The 13,709-nt window shown below is 70.3% G+C and carries 13 protein-coding genes; 10 read left to right on the forward strand and 3 right to left on the reverse strand.

The features are described 5' to 3' along the window. Positions 1 to 10 precede the first annotated feature (10 nt). From ACIRC0_RS37610 to ACIRC0_RS37645, 8 genes are all read left to right on the forward strand, one after another. Positions 11 to 715 (forward strand): SAF domain-containing protein, encoded by a 705-nt coding sequence (locus ACIRC0_RS37610; RefSeq protein ID WP_403625985.1) that lies wholly within the window; start codon positions 11 to 13, stop codon positions 713 to 715. Continuing rightward, the gene (locus tag ACIRC0_RS37615) at positions 715 to 1,542 is read left to right on the forward strand and encodes a hypothetical protein (protein WP_403625989.1); all 828 of its coding nucleotides are present in this window, start codon (positions 715 to 717) and stop codon (positions 1,540 to 1,542) included. Before ACIRC0_RS37610 ends, ACIRC0_RS37615 begins: the two co-directional genes overlap by 1 nt. Then, on the forward strand, positions 1,532 to 3,019 hold the full coding sequence (locus tag ACIRC0_RS37620; protein WP_403625992.1) for a CpaF family protein: 1,488 nt from the start codon (positions 1,532 to 1,534) through the stop codon (positions 3,017 to 3,019). Before ACIRC0_RS37615 ends, ACIRC0_RS37620 begins: the two co-directional genes overlap by 11 nt. Continuing rightward, positions 3,016 to 3,969 (forward strand): type II secretion system F family protein, encoded by a 954-nt coding sequence (locus ACIRC0_RS37625; protein ID WP_403625995.1) that lies wholly within the window; start codon positions 3,016 to 3,018, stop codon positions 3,967 to 3,969. Before ACIRC0_RS37620 ends, ACIRC0_RS37625 begins: the two co-directional genes overlap by 4 nt. Beyond that, a complete protein-coding gene (locus ACIRC0_RS37630) occupies positions 3,966 to 4,850 on the forward strand; it encodes a type II secretion system F family protein (RefSeq protein WP_403625998.1) in 885 nt (294 codons plus the stop codon). Before ACIRC0_RS37625 ends, ACIRC0_RS37630 begins: the two co-directional genes overlap by 4 nt. A gap of 182 nt (positions 4,851 to 5,032) precedes the next feature. Then, on the forward strand, positions 5,033 to 5,212 hold the full coding sequence (locus tag ACIRC0_RS37635) for a hypothetical protein (protein WP_308286723.1): 180 nt from the start codon (positions 5,033 to 5,035) through the stop codon (positions 5,210 to 5,212). Beyond that, a complete protein-coding gene (locus tag ACIRC0_RS37640) occupies positions 5,212 to 5,637 on the forward strand; it encodes a TadE/TadG family type IV pilus assembly protein (protein ID WP_403626001.1) in 426 nt (141 codons plus the stop codon). The genes ACIRC0_RS37635 and ACIRC0_RS37640 overlap by 1 nt, the downstream gene beginning before the upstream one ends. 14 nt (positions 5,638 to 5,651) lie before the next feature. Continuing rightward, positions 5,652 to 6,152 (forward strand): TadE/TadG family type IV pilus assembly protein, encoded by a 501-nt coding sequence (locus ACIRC0_RS37645; protein ID WP_403626004.1) that lies wholly within the window; start codon positions 5,652 to 5,654, stop codon positions 6,150 to 6,152. A 20-nt stretch (positions 6,153 to 6,172) separates the two neighbouring features. Here the strand turns inward: ACIRC0_RS37645 and ACIRC0_RS37650 are convergent, their stop codons facing one another. Next, positions 6,173 to 6,508, reverse strand: coding sequence for a hypothetical protein (locus ACIRC0_RS37650; RefSeq protein WP_403626007.1), 336 nt, complete (start codon positions 6,506 to 6,508; stop codon positions 6,173 to 6,175). Between the two features lie 238 nt (positions 6,509 to 6,746). Here ACIRC0_RS37650 and ACIRC0_RS37655 point away from each other — a divergent pair, with 238 nt between their 5' ends. After that, positions 6,747 to 7,196: a TadE/TadG family type IV pilus assembly protein gene (locus ACIRC0_RS37655; RefSeq protein ID WP_403626010.1), complete on the forward strand. Its 450-nt coding sequence runs from the start codon at positions 6,747 to 6,749 to the stop codon at positions 7,194 to 7,196. Then, positions 7,196 to 10,654 carry a hypothetical protein gene (locus ACIRC0_RS37660; protein ID WP_403626013.1) on the forward strand — a complete coding sequence of 1,153 codons (3,459 nt, stop codon included), beginning with the start codon at positions 7,196 to 7,198 and terminating at the stop codon, positions 10,652 to 10,654. Before ACIRC0_RS37655 ends, ACIRC0_RS37660 begins: the two co-directional genes overlap by 1 nt. Before the next feature lie 30 nt (positions 10,655 to 10,684). Here the strand turns inward: ACIRC0_RS37660 and ACIRC0_RS37665 are convergent, their stop codons facing one another. Continuing rightward, on the reverse strand, positions 10,685 to 11,134 hold the full coding sequence (locus ACIRC0_RS37665) for a hypothetical protein (RefSeq protein ID WP_403626016.1): 450 nt from the start codon (positions 11,132 to 11,134) through the stop codon (positions 10,685 to 10,687). Between the two features lie 173 nt (positions 11,135 to 11,307). Beyond that, the gene (locus ACIRC0_RS37670; RefSeq protein ID WP_403626019.1) at positions 11,308 to 13,188 is read right to left on the reverse strand and encodes a DUF2637 domain-containing protein; all 1,881 of its coding nucleotides are present in this window, start codon (positions 13,186 to 13,188) and stop codon (positions 11,308 to 11,310) included. Positions 13,189 to 13,709 lie beyond the last annotated feature (521 nt).

Below are 13,709 nucleotides of genomic sequence, written 5' to 3' on the forward strand. Positions count from 1 at the left end.
GGACAGAACGGTGAGCAAGACCCAAGAACGTGTAGACACAGCCCCGAACGGATTCCCCCGGCAGGGACGCGTGGCGGGACCGGTGGTGCCGCCGCGGGTCTCGGCTCGCAGGCGTCGGCCCGGTGTCATCGCACTGTCGCTGGCGCTGATCGCCGCCGGGGGCGCTGGTGTTGCCGTCCTGCTGCTCCAGGTCGGCAACCGCACGGACGTGGTGACCGTGGTCCGCGATGTCCAGGTCGGCCAGGTCCTCACCGAGGACGACTTGGGCAAGGCGTCTGTCGCCCTGGACCCGGCCGTCAAGGCGGTGCGCGCCGTGGACCTGAAGTCGGTGGTGGGCAAGCGAGCCGCCGTCGAGCTCATGCCCGGCTCCTTGCTCGCCCCTTCGCAGGTGACGAAGGACTCGCTGGTGAAGGCCGGCGAGCAGCTGGTGCCGATCGGCCTGGAACCCAAGCAGATCCCGGCCACCGCGCTGGTGCCGGGCCAGAAGGTCGAGCTGGTGCACGTCCCTGCTCAGGGAACGACGGACACCGGCAAGACGTCCGACGCCGCGCCGCAGACCATCGACGGCCGGGTCGTGAAGGCATCCAGCGCCGCCCCGGGTACGGGAATCGTGGTCGTCGACGTGGCCACCTCTGCCACTGACGGGCCCACGGCCGCCGCATGGGAGGCGGCCGGCACCCTGCGCCTGGTCCTCGCTGCCCCGGACGGCGCCTGATGGCTGTGATCGCGCTCGCTGGTTGCAGCGGTGCGCCCGGCGTGACCACGAGCGCTCTCGCCCTGCTGCTGTCGTGGCCGCTGGAGGCGGGCCGGCGGATGATCCTGGCCGAGTGCGACCCGGACGGCGGGGCCGTGCTGCACGGCCTACTGCAGGGCACGCTCGGCGACCGGTACGGGCTGCGCAACCTCTCGGTCGCCGCCCGAAAAGGCGAGTTCAGCGACGCCTTCTGGCGGCAGCTGATCGACCTGAGCAGCGAGGACGGCAAGCAGGACTCCCCGCGCGACCGGCTGCTGCTGCCCGGCATCACCGACCCCTCACAGTCGGCGAGCCTCGACCAGGTCTGGAAGATCCTCGCGCAGATGTTCCGTGGCATCGAGGCCGAGAGCGGCCATGACGTTCTCATCGACCTCGGCCGCCGCGGGGCGTACGGGCCCTCCGGGGTCCTGGCCGAGCAGGCCGACGCCACGTTCGTGGTGGTCCGCAACACCCTGCGCTGCCTGCAGGCAGCGGAGGGCCGGGTGCGTGCATTGGAAGAGCGCGTCGGCGATGTCAGCGTGCTGATGATCAGCGAAGGCCCGTACCCCGCTGGCGAGGTGCAGCGCGTGCTGCAGGTTCCGGTGATCGCCACCCTGCCGTATGCGCCGAAGGACGCCCGGGTGCTGTCGGACGGTGCCGAACAGCCGCGCCACTTCACCAGGTCGCCGCTGATGAAGGCCGCCCGCATGGGCAGCACGCTGCTTGTTCAGCGGGCCGCCATGCGCCGGGCCCGCCTCGATCCACGCGGCCTGCACGCGGCAGGCGGGGAGGTGACCCATGCGCGCTAAGCCCCTGCACCCCGACCCCACGGTGGCACCGCTGCCCCAGCAGTGGGTGCACGAGAGCAACGGTGCGCCAGCACCGGCTGGCGCTGCCTCGAGCACCCAGGCGCTCGGGGCGGCGGCTCCTCAAGTCACTGTCGACTACCGGGTGGCTAGGGAGATTGCGTCCCAGGTCGCCAAGCAGCGCGAGGAGCTGCTCAAGACCAAGCCCGATATGGACCGGGCCAGCGAGGAGCAGCGTTGCCTGAACTGGATCGCCGAGGCCGTCGCGCTGTGGTCGGATGCCCAGGCGATGACGCCGCAGGAGGACGAGGCGCTGCGGCGCGCCGTGTATGACCTTCTCTTTCGGGCCGGCCGGCTTCAGCCGTACCTGGACGATGACCGGGTCGAGGACATCATCATCCAGGGCCCCAACGAGGTGTGGCTCGATTACGGCGACGGGGAACGCCGCCGGGTCGGGCCGATCGCGGATTCCGAAGAGGAGCTGCTGGAGCTGCTGCGGGAGTTGGCCCGGGGATCCGGGCACAGCGAGCGGACCATCTCCACCGCGAACCCCACCCTCGCCCTGTCCCTGCAAGACGGCTCGCGCCTGCAGGCCATCACCGGGCTCGGGCCGATGACGTATGCGGTCATCCGCCGGCACCGCGTCTCCCACGCCGACCTCGACGACCTGGTCCGGCTGGGCACCATCGACCCGATCCTGCGCGAGTTCCTCGGCGCCGCCGTACGCGCCGAGAAGAACATCATGATCGCGGGGAAGCAGAAGGCCGGTAAGACCACACTGATGCGAGCGATGCTCAAGGAATTCGACCCTGAGTGCCGGTTCGCGACCATCCAGACCGAGGATGAGCTGTTCGCCCACGCCAACGGCTACCACAAGCAGGTCGTGTCCCTGGTGGGCCGCGAGTCCAACGGGGAGAAGGACGTCACCGGGCGCGGCGCCGGTGAGGTCACGCTCCTGGACCTGATGCACCCCGCGCTGCGGATGTCGCTGGAGCGGATCGTGGTCGGCGAGGTCCGCGGCCCCGAAGTCGTCGCCATGATGCAGGCGTTGACCAACGGCTCCGGCGGCAACCTGTGCACCATCCACGCGCGCCGCCCGGACATCATCTTCGACCGAATCGCCGAGCTGTACGCGCTCGCCCAGGAGAACCTCTCCGAGCAGCTCGCCTACCGGCAGACCGCCAACGGCCTGGACTTCATCGTCTACGTCGACATGACGGACGAGACGCAGATCGGCGGCCGCCGCCACCGCTACGTCTCCCACGTCCTGGAACTGACCGGGATCGGCGAGAACGGCCGGCCCGCCACCAATGAAATCTTCGCCCCCGGAGCTGAGTGGGGAGAGCTGCGGGCGGTGCCGAGGATGGACCCGGGCTGCATCGATGACCTGCGCCGCGTCGGCTTCGACTCGAGCCTGCTCCAAGAGTCGTATGGAGCTTGGCCGGCGCCGCTGCCGCTCAAGGTGGGGGCGGGCCGATGACGCTTCTGTTCGGGCTGCTCAGCGGCATGGCCGTGGTCGGCGGGCTGATCGGTGTCGTAGCGGGTGTCGTGGGCACGACTGCGCCACGCCGGGCCCCCCTGCTCAAGCGCTGGCAGGCAAGCCTGCGCGGTGGAAAGAACCAGAGCGAGGACGCCCGGATGCGGCGGCGCACTCTCATGGTCGCGGCCGTCGTGGTCTTCGTCGCCGTGTGGCTGGTCTCGGGCAACTTCGTCGGCGGTGCGCTACTCGGCGCGGCCGTCATCGGCGTGCCCTGGCTGATCACCCCGGCGCAGATAGCGCAGGACCGCATCGGCCAGCTGGAGGGCTTAAGCGAGTGGACGCAGCGGCTGGCCGGCCTGCTCCGGCTGGGCATGGGCCTGGAACAGGCGATGATCACCAGCCGTCAAGGGGCGCCCGACGAACTCGCACCCCAGATCATCAACCTGTCCGACCGGCTGCGCCTGGGGTGGCGGCCGGACGGAGCGCTCCGCGCATTCGCCGAGGAACTGGACGATGTCACCGCGGACAAGGTGGTCGCCGCGCTCATCCTGTCGGTCAACGACCGCGGCCCCGGCCTGGCTCAGGCACTGGAGGACCTCTCGGGCACCGTCCGCGAAGAGGTCGCCAAGAAGCGCGCCATCGAGGCGGACCGCGCCAAGCCCCGCACCACCGTGCGGTGGATGACCATCATCACCGTTGGCGTCGTGGTGGCCGGGTTCTTCGTGCCCTCCTACACCAAGCCGTACTCCACGCTGCTGGGACAGCTCGTGCTGGCCTTCCTGACGGCCGGGTTCATCGGCGTACTCGCCCTGATGCGGCAGCTGGGCTCCTTCCGGCGCGTCCCGCGCTTCCTGGTCACCGACCCAGCCAGCACCGTCCGGCTGCCCGCGCCCGCCCCGGAGCCGGACCCGCCGATCACCGCACGGGAACCGGAAGGAGCCGCCTCGTGAACCTGCTCCCCGTTGTCGTGACCGGCGGCACCGTCGGCGCCGGCGTCGCCTTGCTGATCCGGGAACTCCTGCAGCCCCAGCCCGCGTTGGGGCCGGCCCTCAAGCGCAGTGCCCCGGCGTCCTTGACGATGCCCGAGCCGGAGCTGGACCGCGAGGAGGTGTGGGGCCGGTGGCTGCTGGCCCGCCTCGAGCGGCTCCCGGGCGTGAAGGTCCCCACTACGAACCTGGCCCTGCTCGGACAGGGCCCGGGCCAGTTCATGCTCAAGAAGACCGCGTTCGCCGCGCTGGGTCTGCTCTGCCCGGTGATTGCGACAATCCCGTGGATCATCGCGGGCGTCGGCCTGCCGTTCTACGTGCCCGCCGGCGTCGGACTCATCGTCGCAGCCCTGCTGTTCATCACACCCGATCTCGCCGTGCGGGACCAGGCCAAGCGGGCACGAGAGGAGTTCGCGCACGCCCTGTCCGCCTACCTCGACCTGGTCGCGCTCAAGCGAGCCGCCGACGCCGGCCCCGCCGAGGCCCTCGAAAAGGCCGCCGAGGTCGGCGAGGGCTGGCCCTTCCTCTATCTCCAAGGAGCACTGCGCCGGGCCCGGCTGGAGAAGATCCCGCCCTATCAAGCGCTCACGGAACTCGCCCACGAGTACGACCTGCCCGTCCTGGACGACGTCGCCGACATCATGCGCGGCTCAGCTACCGACGGCGCCGCCGTCTACAAGGCGCTGCGGGCCCGCACCGCGGCGCTCAATGCCGAGTTGCTGGCCGATCAGGCCGCAGAAGCAAACACGGCCAGCGAGAAGATGACCGCGCCCGGAGCCCTGCTCGCCGTCTTGGTCATGCTCTTGATGGCCTTCCCCGCGGTGATCCGCATGCTGACCGTCTGAGACCACCACGACTCGTACAACGCTCCAGAGAGGTAAAGAACATGAGGTACACCGCAGCTCGCACGCGCCGTGCTGTGATCCGGCTGATCACCCACCCGCACGCCGGCCCGGACACAGCCTCCCGCTGGCCCGCCCACGGCGGCCGAGGTTCCCGCGTCATCGGACGCGCCAACCGTGCAGCGATCCGACTAAGCACGCGTCTGCAGGAGGGGCTGGAGGAGGCCACCCGCCGTCCGGACCGCGGCGACATCAGCACCACCACCGTCATCATCTGGGTCGCCGCCGTCACCGGCGCCGTGCTGATCGCGGGCACCATCGCCGTCGTGATCGCCAAGTACAACGGCAAGCTCAACGGGCTGTGATGGCTCATCCCGAGCGGCTGAAGGACTGGTGGCAGGGGCGAAGATGGCGCGACGACCGCGGTGACACATCCATCCAGATGGCGATCATCTTCCCGTTCGTGCTGCTCGCCACGGTCGCCGTCATCCAGGCCTCCATGTGGTACTACGCACGGCAGATCGCCCTGACCGCTGCCCGCGAAGGCGCCACCGCGGCCCGTGCCTACCAGTCGAGTCCGGCCGACGGCGCGGCCCAGGCGCGGGCCGTGCTGGGGCGCACTGCGGGTGACAGCCTGCGCGGCTACAGCGTCACGGCCAGCAGCGACGGGCAGCGTGTGCGGGTCCAGGTATCCGGCACGGCCCTGTCGATGATCCCGGGTCTGTCGGGCCTGCGGGTCACGCAGTCGGCGTCCGGCCCGGTGGAGCGCTGGACTGTCCCGGGGGAGTGAATCACGTGCGAGACATGGCCCGCCTGGCTCACAGGCTTCGCAGCGATGAGGGCAGTGCCGCGATCGAGGCGGCCATCATCCTCCCGTCGCTGATCATGTTCATCTGTATGGCCATCGCCGGCGGACGCATCGTCACCTCCGGCGCGAAGATCGATGCGGCAGCCGAGGACGCGGCACGGGAGGCCTCCATTCACCGCACCGCGGGGTCCGCGCAGAGCGCCGCACAGTCAGCAGCCGCGGAGTCCCTCAACGACCAGGGCATCACATGCGCGTCGACATCCGTCCGCGTCAACACCGGCGGTCTGAGCGTGCCGGTGGGGCAGGTCGGCACGGTCACCGCGACCGTGACCTGCACCGTCAATCTGTCCGACCTTCTCCTCCCCGGCGTGCCGGGGGCCCGCACCCTCACCTCGACCGCCACCTCCGTGGTCGACCAGTACCGGCAGAGAGCTCTTGGGTTCGCGAATTCTGAAGTGCCGTGGAGTACGAACCGAAGTATGGGGGCCGAGCAGTGAGCGCGCGAGGGCACGTGGGTTTACGTTCCGTGCGTCGAGCGTACTCGTGCTCTTGCTTGGCAGGCTGCTCGTGCGGTGCGCCAGACGGTCTCGAACTCTGCGGCGGTGAGGTCCTGCGGGTCGTGGGCGTCCCACTCGTGGACGGGCACCTCCGCCGTGGCGCCGAACGTCGCTTCGTACTCTGCGAGGGCTCCGGCCTGCTGGGCGGCTTCCCATTCGGCCAACGAGGCTGCGGCGATGGGCTTTTGGAGTGGTCCTTGGAGTTCAACCTGGCGGGTGACCCAGCCGTCGGCGTCGGCCTCGAAGTAGAACCAGATGTCTTCCTTGGCCCAGTAGCTGCGGAACCAGCGCGTCATAGCGACATTGTCCGCGATGGCGTCGCGGTCGCCTACTCACAGATCTTGCGTCCAGACCCCGACGGGGTGTCCATCGGGGCGCAGCGAGAACTGGGGTGGCGGCCCAAGGGATCTTCTCAACCGGGCTGCCAGGGGAAGGCTCCAACGCGGTTGGGCCGGACGACCTGGAGGAACGGGAACGGCGACCTGCAGTGACGGCCGCTACCGAACCTGCCAATCTTCCGACACGGGGGTACTAATGATCTCGCACCGGATGCGCCGGGCCCGGTTCGACGACCGTGGCGGCGTCACCGTGTTCGTCGCCGTGTGCGTGCTCGCGCTGATCGGGATCATCGGCGTCGCCGTCGACGGCGGCAGCAAGATGCGCGCCACGGAACGCGCGGACTACATCGCCGGCGAAGCCGCCCGGGCAGGCGGGCAGGCCATCGACCCCGCCGACGCGATCAGCGGGAGAGCGATCGACGTCGATCCCCAAGCGGCGACCGCCGCAGCCCAGTCCTACCTGAGCTCCGCCGGCGCCACCGGCACGGTCAGCGTGTCCGGCGACGGCAAGACCCTCAACGTCACTGTCACCGGCACCTACGACACCAAGTTCCTGTCGGTGGTCGGGATCGGCTCTCTGTCGGTGACCGGCCACGGCAAGGCCACCCTCCTGCACGGCGTCACCGCACCCGACGAAGGAAACTGATGCGCACCAACCCCTCCCCCGCCGCAACCGCCGGCCGGACCCAGGTGCGGGTTCTCAAGGCCGGCCTCAGTCTGCTGGTCCTGGTCGCCGCGGTCGCCGGGCTGCCGCTGCTGCTGGCGTGGGCCACCCCGGTCATCTGGGCTGCCAGCCACGACGACGTCCTGCACCTGCTGGACCGGCAGGACACCGGCAGCGTGTTCCTGCTGCTGCTCGTCTGCACGGGCTGGATCGGGTGGGCGCAGTTCAGCTTCTGCACGGTACGCGAGCTGATCGCACAGCTGCGGGGCCGCACCTGGCACGCCCCGCGCGGGATGGGCGCCTCGCAGCGCGCCGCGGCCCTGCTGATCGGCAGCATCCTGGTGCTGCTGCCCACCAGCTCAGCCCTGGCCTCCGATGCCCAGGCCGCACCGGCCCCCACGGCGGGACGCGTGGCGGGTCAGACGGTCCAAGCCCCGCAGACAGCCGCCCAAGCCGACCAGGCCGCACCCGCATCCTCCGCAAGCACGCCTGCGTCACGTACGTACACGGTGCGTGAGACGCGGCCGGCGGAGAGCTTGTGGGGCATCGCGGAGCGGGAGTTGGGGGACGGCGAGCGGTGGCGGGAGATCGCCGACCTGAACGAGGGACGGACCATGGCCGACGGCACTGTCTTCCGCGCGAACAGCTTTCTACAGCCCGGCTGGCAGCTTCAGATGCCCGAGACCGCCACGGCTGCGGGAGGCGTCCGTACCCAGCTGGCCGGCAGCACGCCAGTTGCCGACGCGAAGGACGGGCACGTCGTCACCGTCCACTCCGGCGACTACCTGTCGAAGATCGCAGAAAGGGAGCTCGGCGACGGCGACCAGTGGCCCAAGTTGTTCGAGGCCAGCCGGGGCAAGCCGCAGCCGCACGGCCTGCCCGAGATCACCAACCCCGACGTCATCTACGCGGGGCAGCGAGTCACCGTGCCCGGCGCCCAGCCCGACCAGCCGCCCCAGGACCGTGACCCGGGTGATGAGGCGGGCGGCCAGGAGACCACTCCCCCGACCAGCCAGAAGCCGGGCGCGGGCACCGACCAGACGCCCGCGCCGAGCCAGACCACCACGCCCGCCCCCCAGTCGTCGGCGCCCACCGCAGCGGCCAGCCGCCCTGCCGAGCAGCCCGGCCAGGATCAGGCATCTCCGTCAGCACCGGCCTCTGCGACCCCGCAGCCCAGCGTCAGCGCGTCGCCCTCTGCCGCCTCGCCGCCGGCGTCAGCGGAAGCGTCCGGCTCCGCTGCTGTCTCCTCCCCCGCCGCCACGGCGTCCGAGACCCCGGCGACGGCTCCGGCCAGCAGCCCGCTGAACCTGCGCACCGTTCTCGGTGCCGGCGCGCTGCTGGCGGCCGCCGTCACGGGTGCTCTTGCCCTGCGCCGTACGCTGCAACGCCGCCGCCGCAAGCCCGGCGAGACGATCGCCATCGCGTCGGAGACATCCCCGGCCGAGGCCCAGTTGGCGGCGGCCGCCGAGCCGGGCGGCGCTGCCCGCCTGGACGTGGCGCTGCGGACGCTGGCCCACCAGGCGGCCCAGGAGGAGGACGCGATCCTGCCGCCGCTGCGGGCTGCCCGGATCGGCACCCGCACGGTGGAGGTGTTGCCCGAGGATCTCACCGCGGCCCCTACGGCGCCCTTCGTCTCCGGGCAGGGCGGATGGTGGGCCCTGCCCGCCGACGCCATCGTCCTGGACGAGGACGACGCCCGCGAGGTACCGGCACCGTATCCGGGTCTGGTCACGATCGGCAGCACGGAGACGGGCGATCTCCTGCTGCTCAACCTCGCCGGTCTGCCCGCGCTGCTGCTGGACGGCAACCCCGTTCACATCACCGAGGTGTGCACCTCGCTCGCACTGGAACTCGGAATGAGCCCGTGGGCCAGCGAAGTCGAGGTCGTCACCGTGGGGTTCGGCGAGGACCTGCCGCAGCTGCTGCCCACCGCGCGGATCGCCCACATGCGCCAGGCCGCGCACGCGCTGCGCGATCTGAGCGAACGCCTGCTGGAAGCCCACCAGATGCCCGAAACCCAGCATCAGCCGTATCTGCTGCTGTGCGCCTCCGCCCTGGACGAGGACACGGCCTGGCAGTTCGCCGATGTGATCTCTCGGGCGGGGGCGGTGCCCGTCACGCTGATCGCCCCCGCGAGTACGGCGGCCGCGCACCTCCCCGAGGCAGAAATCCTGAACGCCTCTCTCCATGAACCGCAGAACCTCGACTACGCCGGCGTCGACATCACGGTGCAGCGCCTGGAACACGCCGCTTACCTGCAGATCACCACGGCACTGAAGGTGTCCGGGCAGGCGTCCCATCCGGCCGAGGGACCCTGGCAAGACGTCCCGGACGAGCCCGACCACATGCAGCAGCCCGAGCGGACCGCGCCGGAGGAGCCGGCGGCGGCCGCGGCCGCCGCCGTCCCGGGCGTGTCGCTGACGGCGGCATCCGACGCGGGCAGCGGCGTGTTCCCGGCGCTGCTGGCCGCTAGCGCCGATCCGTCCGGACTGCGGCTCCTGCCCACCGCCACGGCGGCAGGCGACGATCCCGGCCCGGGCACCGAGGCAGTGCCCCCATCCCCGGCTCCCGTACCCCCTGCCGCTGCGGAGACTGCCGTTGGCGACGAGGCCCCGGAGGCCGACGCCGCTGAGGCCTCGCTCGAGGAACGCGAAGCGCCGGAGGCGGAGGAGTGCGAGGCGCATGACCTGCACGCGCCGGAGATCAGGGTGTTGGGCCCGGTTGAGGTGACCGGCGTGGACAGCACCGGCCACGGTCCGCGGATGGCGCAGCTCGCAGCATTGCTCTTCTTCCGGCCCGGCCGGAGTGCAGACGTGCTGTGCTCCGACATGGATCCCGTCAGCCCCTGGTCCTCGAGCACTCTCAACGCCCGCTTGCAGGGTCTGCGTCGCTCACTGGGCAACGACCCCGCTGGCAACCCCTACGTGCCGCGCCGCAGTTCCGGTGAGGACCCGTACCAGCTCGCCCCCGGGGTGCGCTGTGACTGGAGCCGCTTCCTGCAGCTCGTCGAACGCGCTCTCCCGTTGGGTCCCTCCGGCCTCACTGATCTGGAGAAGGCGCTCACGTTGGTGCGCGGCCGGCCGTTCGGGGGCAAGGCCCTGCCCTGGGCTGTGCCCTACCAGCAGGAAATGGTCACGCGCATCATCGACGTGGCACACACGGTGGCCACCTACCGCACGCCTGCGGGCCCGCACCACGACCTCAGCGTGGCCCGCCAGGCCGTCGCGACCGGTCTCGACGTAGACGACACCGCTGAGCTCCTTTATCGGGACTGGCTCAGGATCGAGTATGCGGCCGGGAACCGGCAAGGGCTGCACATGGCCATCTCCCGCGTCCAGCAGGTCAACCAGGCGCTCGACTGCTCGCTGGAGATGGAGACTACACAGCTCATCAACGAGCTCCTCAATGGCTCGGGCACGGCGGTGCGCAAAGCTCTGTAGCCGTGGGTGCGCAGGGCCGCACGGTGCGCGCTACTGGTTGGGGGCAACGTCCCGGGCCGCGTAGGCGAGCAGTTCGCTGAGGGCCGCCTCGTTGGACGCGGGCGGCCGTGTGCGCCACTCCCCCAGTGTTTCCCGTACGGTCTGCGCAACCGCGTGCACGTGCTGGGCCAGGTCGTCGTCCAGGCCGACGACTCTCCCGTCCTGAGCACGTCCGGTGACGATGACCGGCCCGTGGATCGGGTACAGGGCGATGCCTCGCCAGGCGCTCGCCAGGGCCCATGCGGTGATGTTCTGCGCGAGCCCGATCGCGCGTCCGTCCCCCTGGATGTGCAGGAGGGCCCGTCGGTGATAGACGCCTTGATCAATCCCGGCGGTCGTGGCGGTCGTTCCGAAGTGGTCTTGGATCGCGGAGTGCGCGTCGGCCTCTGGCAGGTCGAGTTCCGTGACGGTGGTGTCGGGGGCGATGCTCAGGGCGCGCATGCTTTCCTCCTGTCTCGGTGGCGGGTGCCCAGTGCGCAGACCGTTGTGCGACCTGGCTGCGCAATGGGCATCGCGCCTGCGCAATGCTGGCCTGAACTGCGGATTTTCTTGATTGCGCAGTCGTTGGCGCTGACTAGCTTGCTGGTGCGCAGTGACGAGCAGGGCGCGGCTTCTTACTGCTGTGGCTGCGCGTGGTGGCGGGTCAGCGCCTGCCAGCGCCGTTCGAAGTCGACGGCCTGCTCGGCGATGTAGTCGGCTGTGAGGGGCCGGTTGTGCTGCGCGGTGATCCCGTGGGCTGCGCACTCCTGCGCAATGGCGTCGAGCGACGGGACTTCGTTGCGCACCCGCTGTTCCGCCCAGAAATTGTAGACACGGAACGGCAGGAGGTAGCGGCGCAGAGTAGAGGGACTGACCGGCTTTCCACCGCGGCCGGTCATGCCCTTCTCGCTGGCGAGGTAGGCGGAGAGCTGCTCGGCCTTGGGCTCCTCGCCGTGCTCGGTCTGGTACTCGGTCCAGGCGAGGTAGTAGCGGTCGACGGTGGTGAGCGCGGCCGGCTCCCCGGTCGCGTCGTCCTCGCCCGGCGGCTCGTCGATTGGGGCGCTCACCCGGGGGCTGCGCGTCTCCTTGGCAGGGTGCGCGCCCGCGCCGACCGGTGTCTCCTCAGGTTCGTCCTGGTTCGGGAGGGGCTCGCCGGTGGGTGCCTGCGCGGCGGGCTCGGTGACTTCCCCGTCGGCGGGCGGCTCTGTCTCGTCGAACTCGCGCTGCCGGAAGGCGGAGACGAAGTACTCCAGGTCTGCGCCCGTGATGGGCTGGCCGTTGCCGCCGGTGATCTGGTCCCGTTCGTAGACGTACGCGGCGAGGGCGGCCGCATCGGGGTACGCCCCATGCTCCTGCGCGTACGCGAGCCAGGCGTTGTAGAAGTAGTCACCCCATCCGTCGTCCGCTTCGTTCGGAGCTTGGGGTTCGGTCCCGCTGTCTGCTGCGGGCCTGTGGCGCTGTTTGAGGAGCTGCAGCAGGGGTTCGAGCTGCTCGTCGGACAGTGGCCCGCCGGCCGCGGTGGCGATGCCGTACTGGTCTTGGAGCCACAGAGCGAACTGCGCGCTCGTGGGCTCGAATCCGAAGGCGACGATCCAGTCCTGGTAGGCGTTGGCGAGGTGTTGGGTGTTCCGTTCGTCTGCCAGGCCGTGCGACGGCTCCGGGGATGCGGTTCGCGGCTGCTCCACCGGCTGGGGTTGGGTGCCAGGCACCGGCGCCAGTTCCTTCTCCTGGTCGACGGCGGCCTCGAGTTCGGGGCTCTGCCGCTGGGCGGGAACCGGGGTCCGCTCGACGGTGAACTGAATCGGAAGCTCGTCAATGCCCGCGGCGGCAAGGCTGGCCGGGGCCGTCTCGGCCAGGGGGACGCCGTAGCGGGCGAGGCGGAGCGGCATCAGCGACTCCACTGGGGCCTTGCGGCGCCAGGCGCGGCCGAAACGGGAGCGGAGACTGGCCTGGTAGACGAGGCGTTCCTGTTCGAGCTTGATGACCTGGTCGTAGGAGCGGAGCTCCCACAGCTTCATACGGCGCCAGAGCAGGAACGTGGGGATTGGCGAGAGGAGCCAGCGGGTGAGGCGGACGCCTTCCATGTGCTTGTCGGCGGTGATGTCGGCGATCCGGCCGATCGCGTGCCGGGCGGCCTCGACCGCGACGACGAACAGGACCGGGATCACCGCGTGCATGCCCACGCCCAGCGGGTCGGGCCAGGCGGCCGCCCCGTTGAAGGCGATGGTGGCGGCCGTCAGGAGCCAGGCCGTCTGCCGGAGCAGCGGGAAGGGGATGCGGATCCAGGTCAGCAGGAGGTCCAGGGCCAGGAGGACACAGATACCGGCGTCGATGCCGATCGGGAAGACGTAGGCGAAGGTGCCGAAGCCTTTCTTGACCGCCAGCTCCCGGACCGCCGTGTACGAGCCGGCGAAGCCGATACCGGCGATGATCACGACGCCGGTCACGACTGTCCCGATCAGGATCCGGTGCGCCCGGGTGAGTACCGGTTGTACGCCGTTCCCTGCCGCCGTCACCTTGTCGCCACTCCCCTAAGCCTCGGCTCGTTGTGCGGATGTCTCACATTCCCATGCCTGAGGCGTAGCGGCGGCTGTTCGCGACACCTGGGCGGTCAATCGGAAGCGAATGGTGATCACTTAGGGGCTTTCAACTCGCGCCCGCCACTCGCCACCGGTCAAGATCGTCCATGCGAGTGGCCCATAACTGTCAGATGAGGCTCTCCAGCCACTCGTGCCACTCGCAAAGCGCGCGGCGACACGGGCGAGGGTCTCCGCGGTAGTGATCGAGTCCCTGGGGCAGCACCAGTTCCCGACTGGTCCCCGTCGAAGTCCCTTCGCCGTGCGCCCAGCGCCAGCCCACGGTCCAGCGGCCGTACTGCTCGGCGAGGGCGTGCGACACGGCGTCGGCCCAGGGGCGGCGGCCCGTGTCCCAGCTTCATCTGCTTACTGACTTCGGCTCGTCAAGGTGACGTTGGATCGTCGAGGGTCAGGCCGGTGCCCGCTATGAAGCCGTCGAGGGTGTCGGGCCGGTATTGGAG

This window comes from Streptomyces sp. NPDC093984, from assembly GCF_044764595.1.
Classification (GTDB): domain Bacteria; phylum Actinomycetota; class Actinomycetes; order Streptomycetales; family Streptomycetaceae; genus Streptomyces; species Streptomyces cynarae.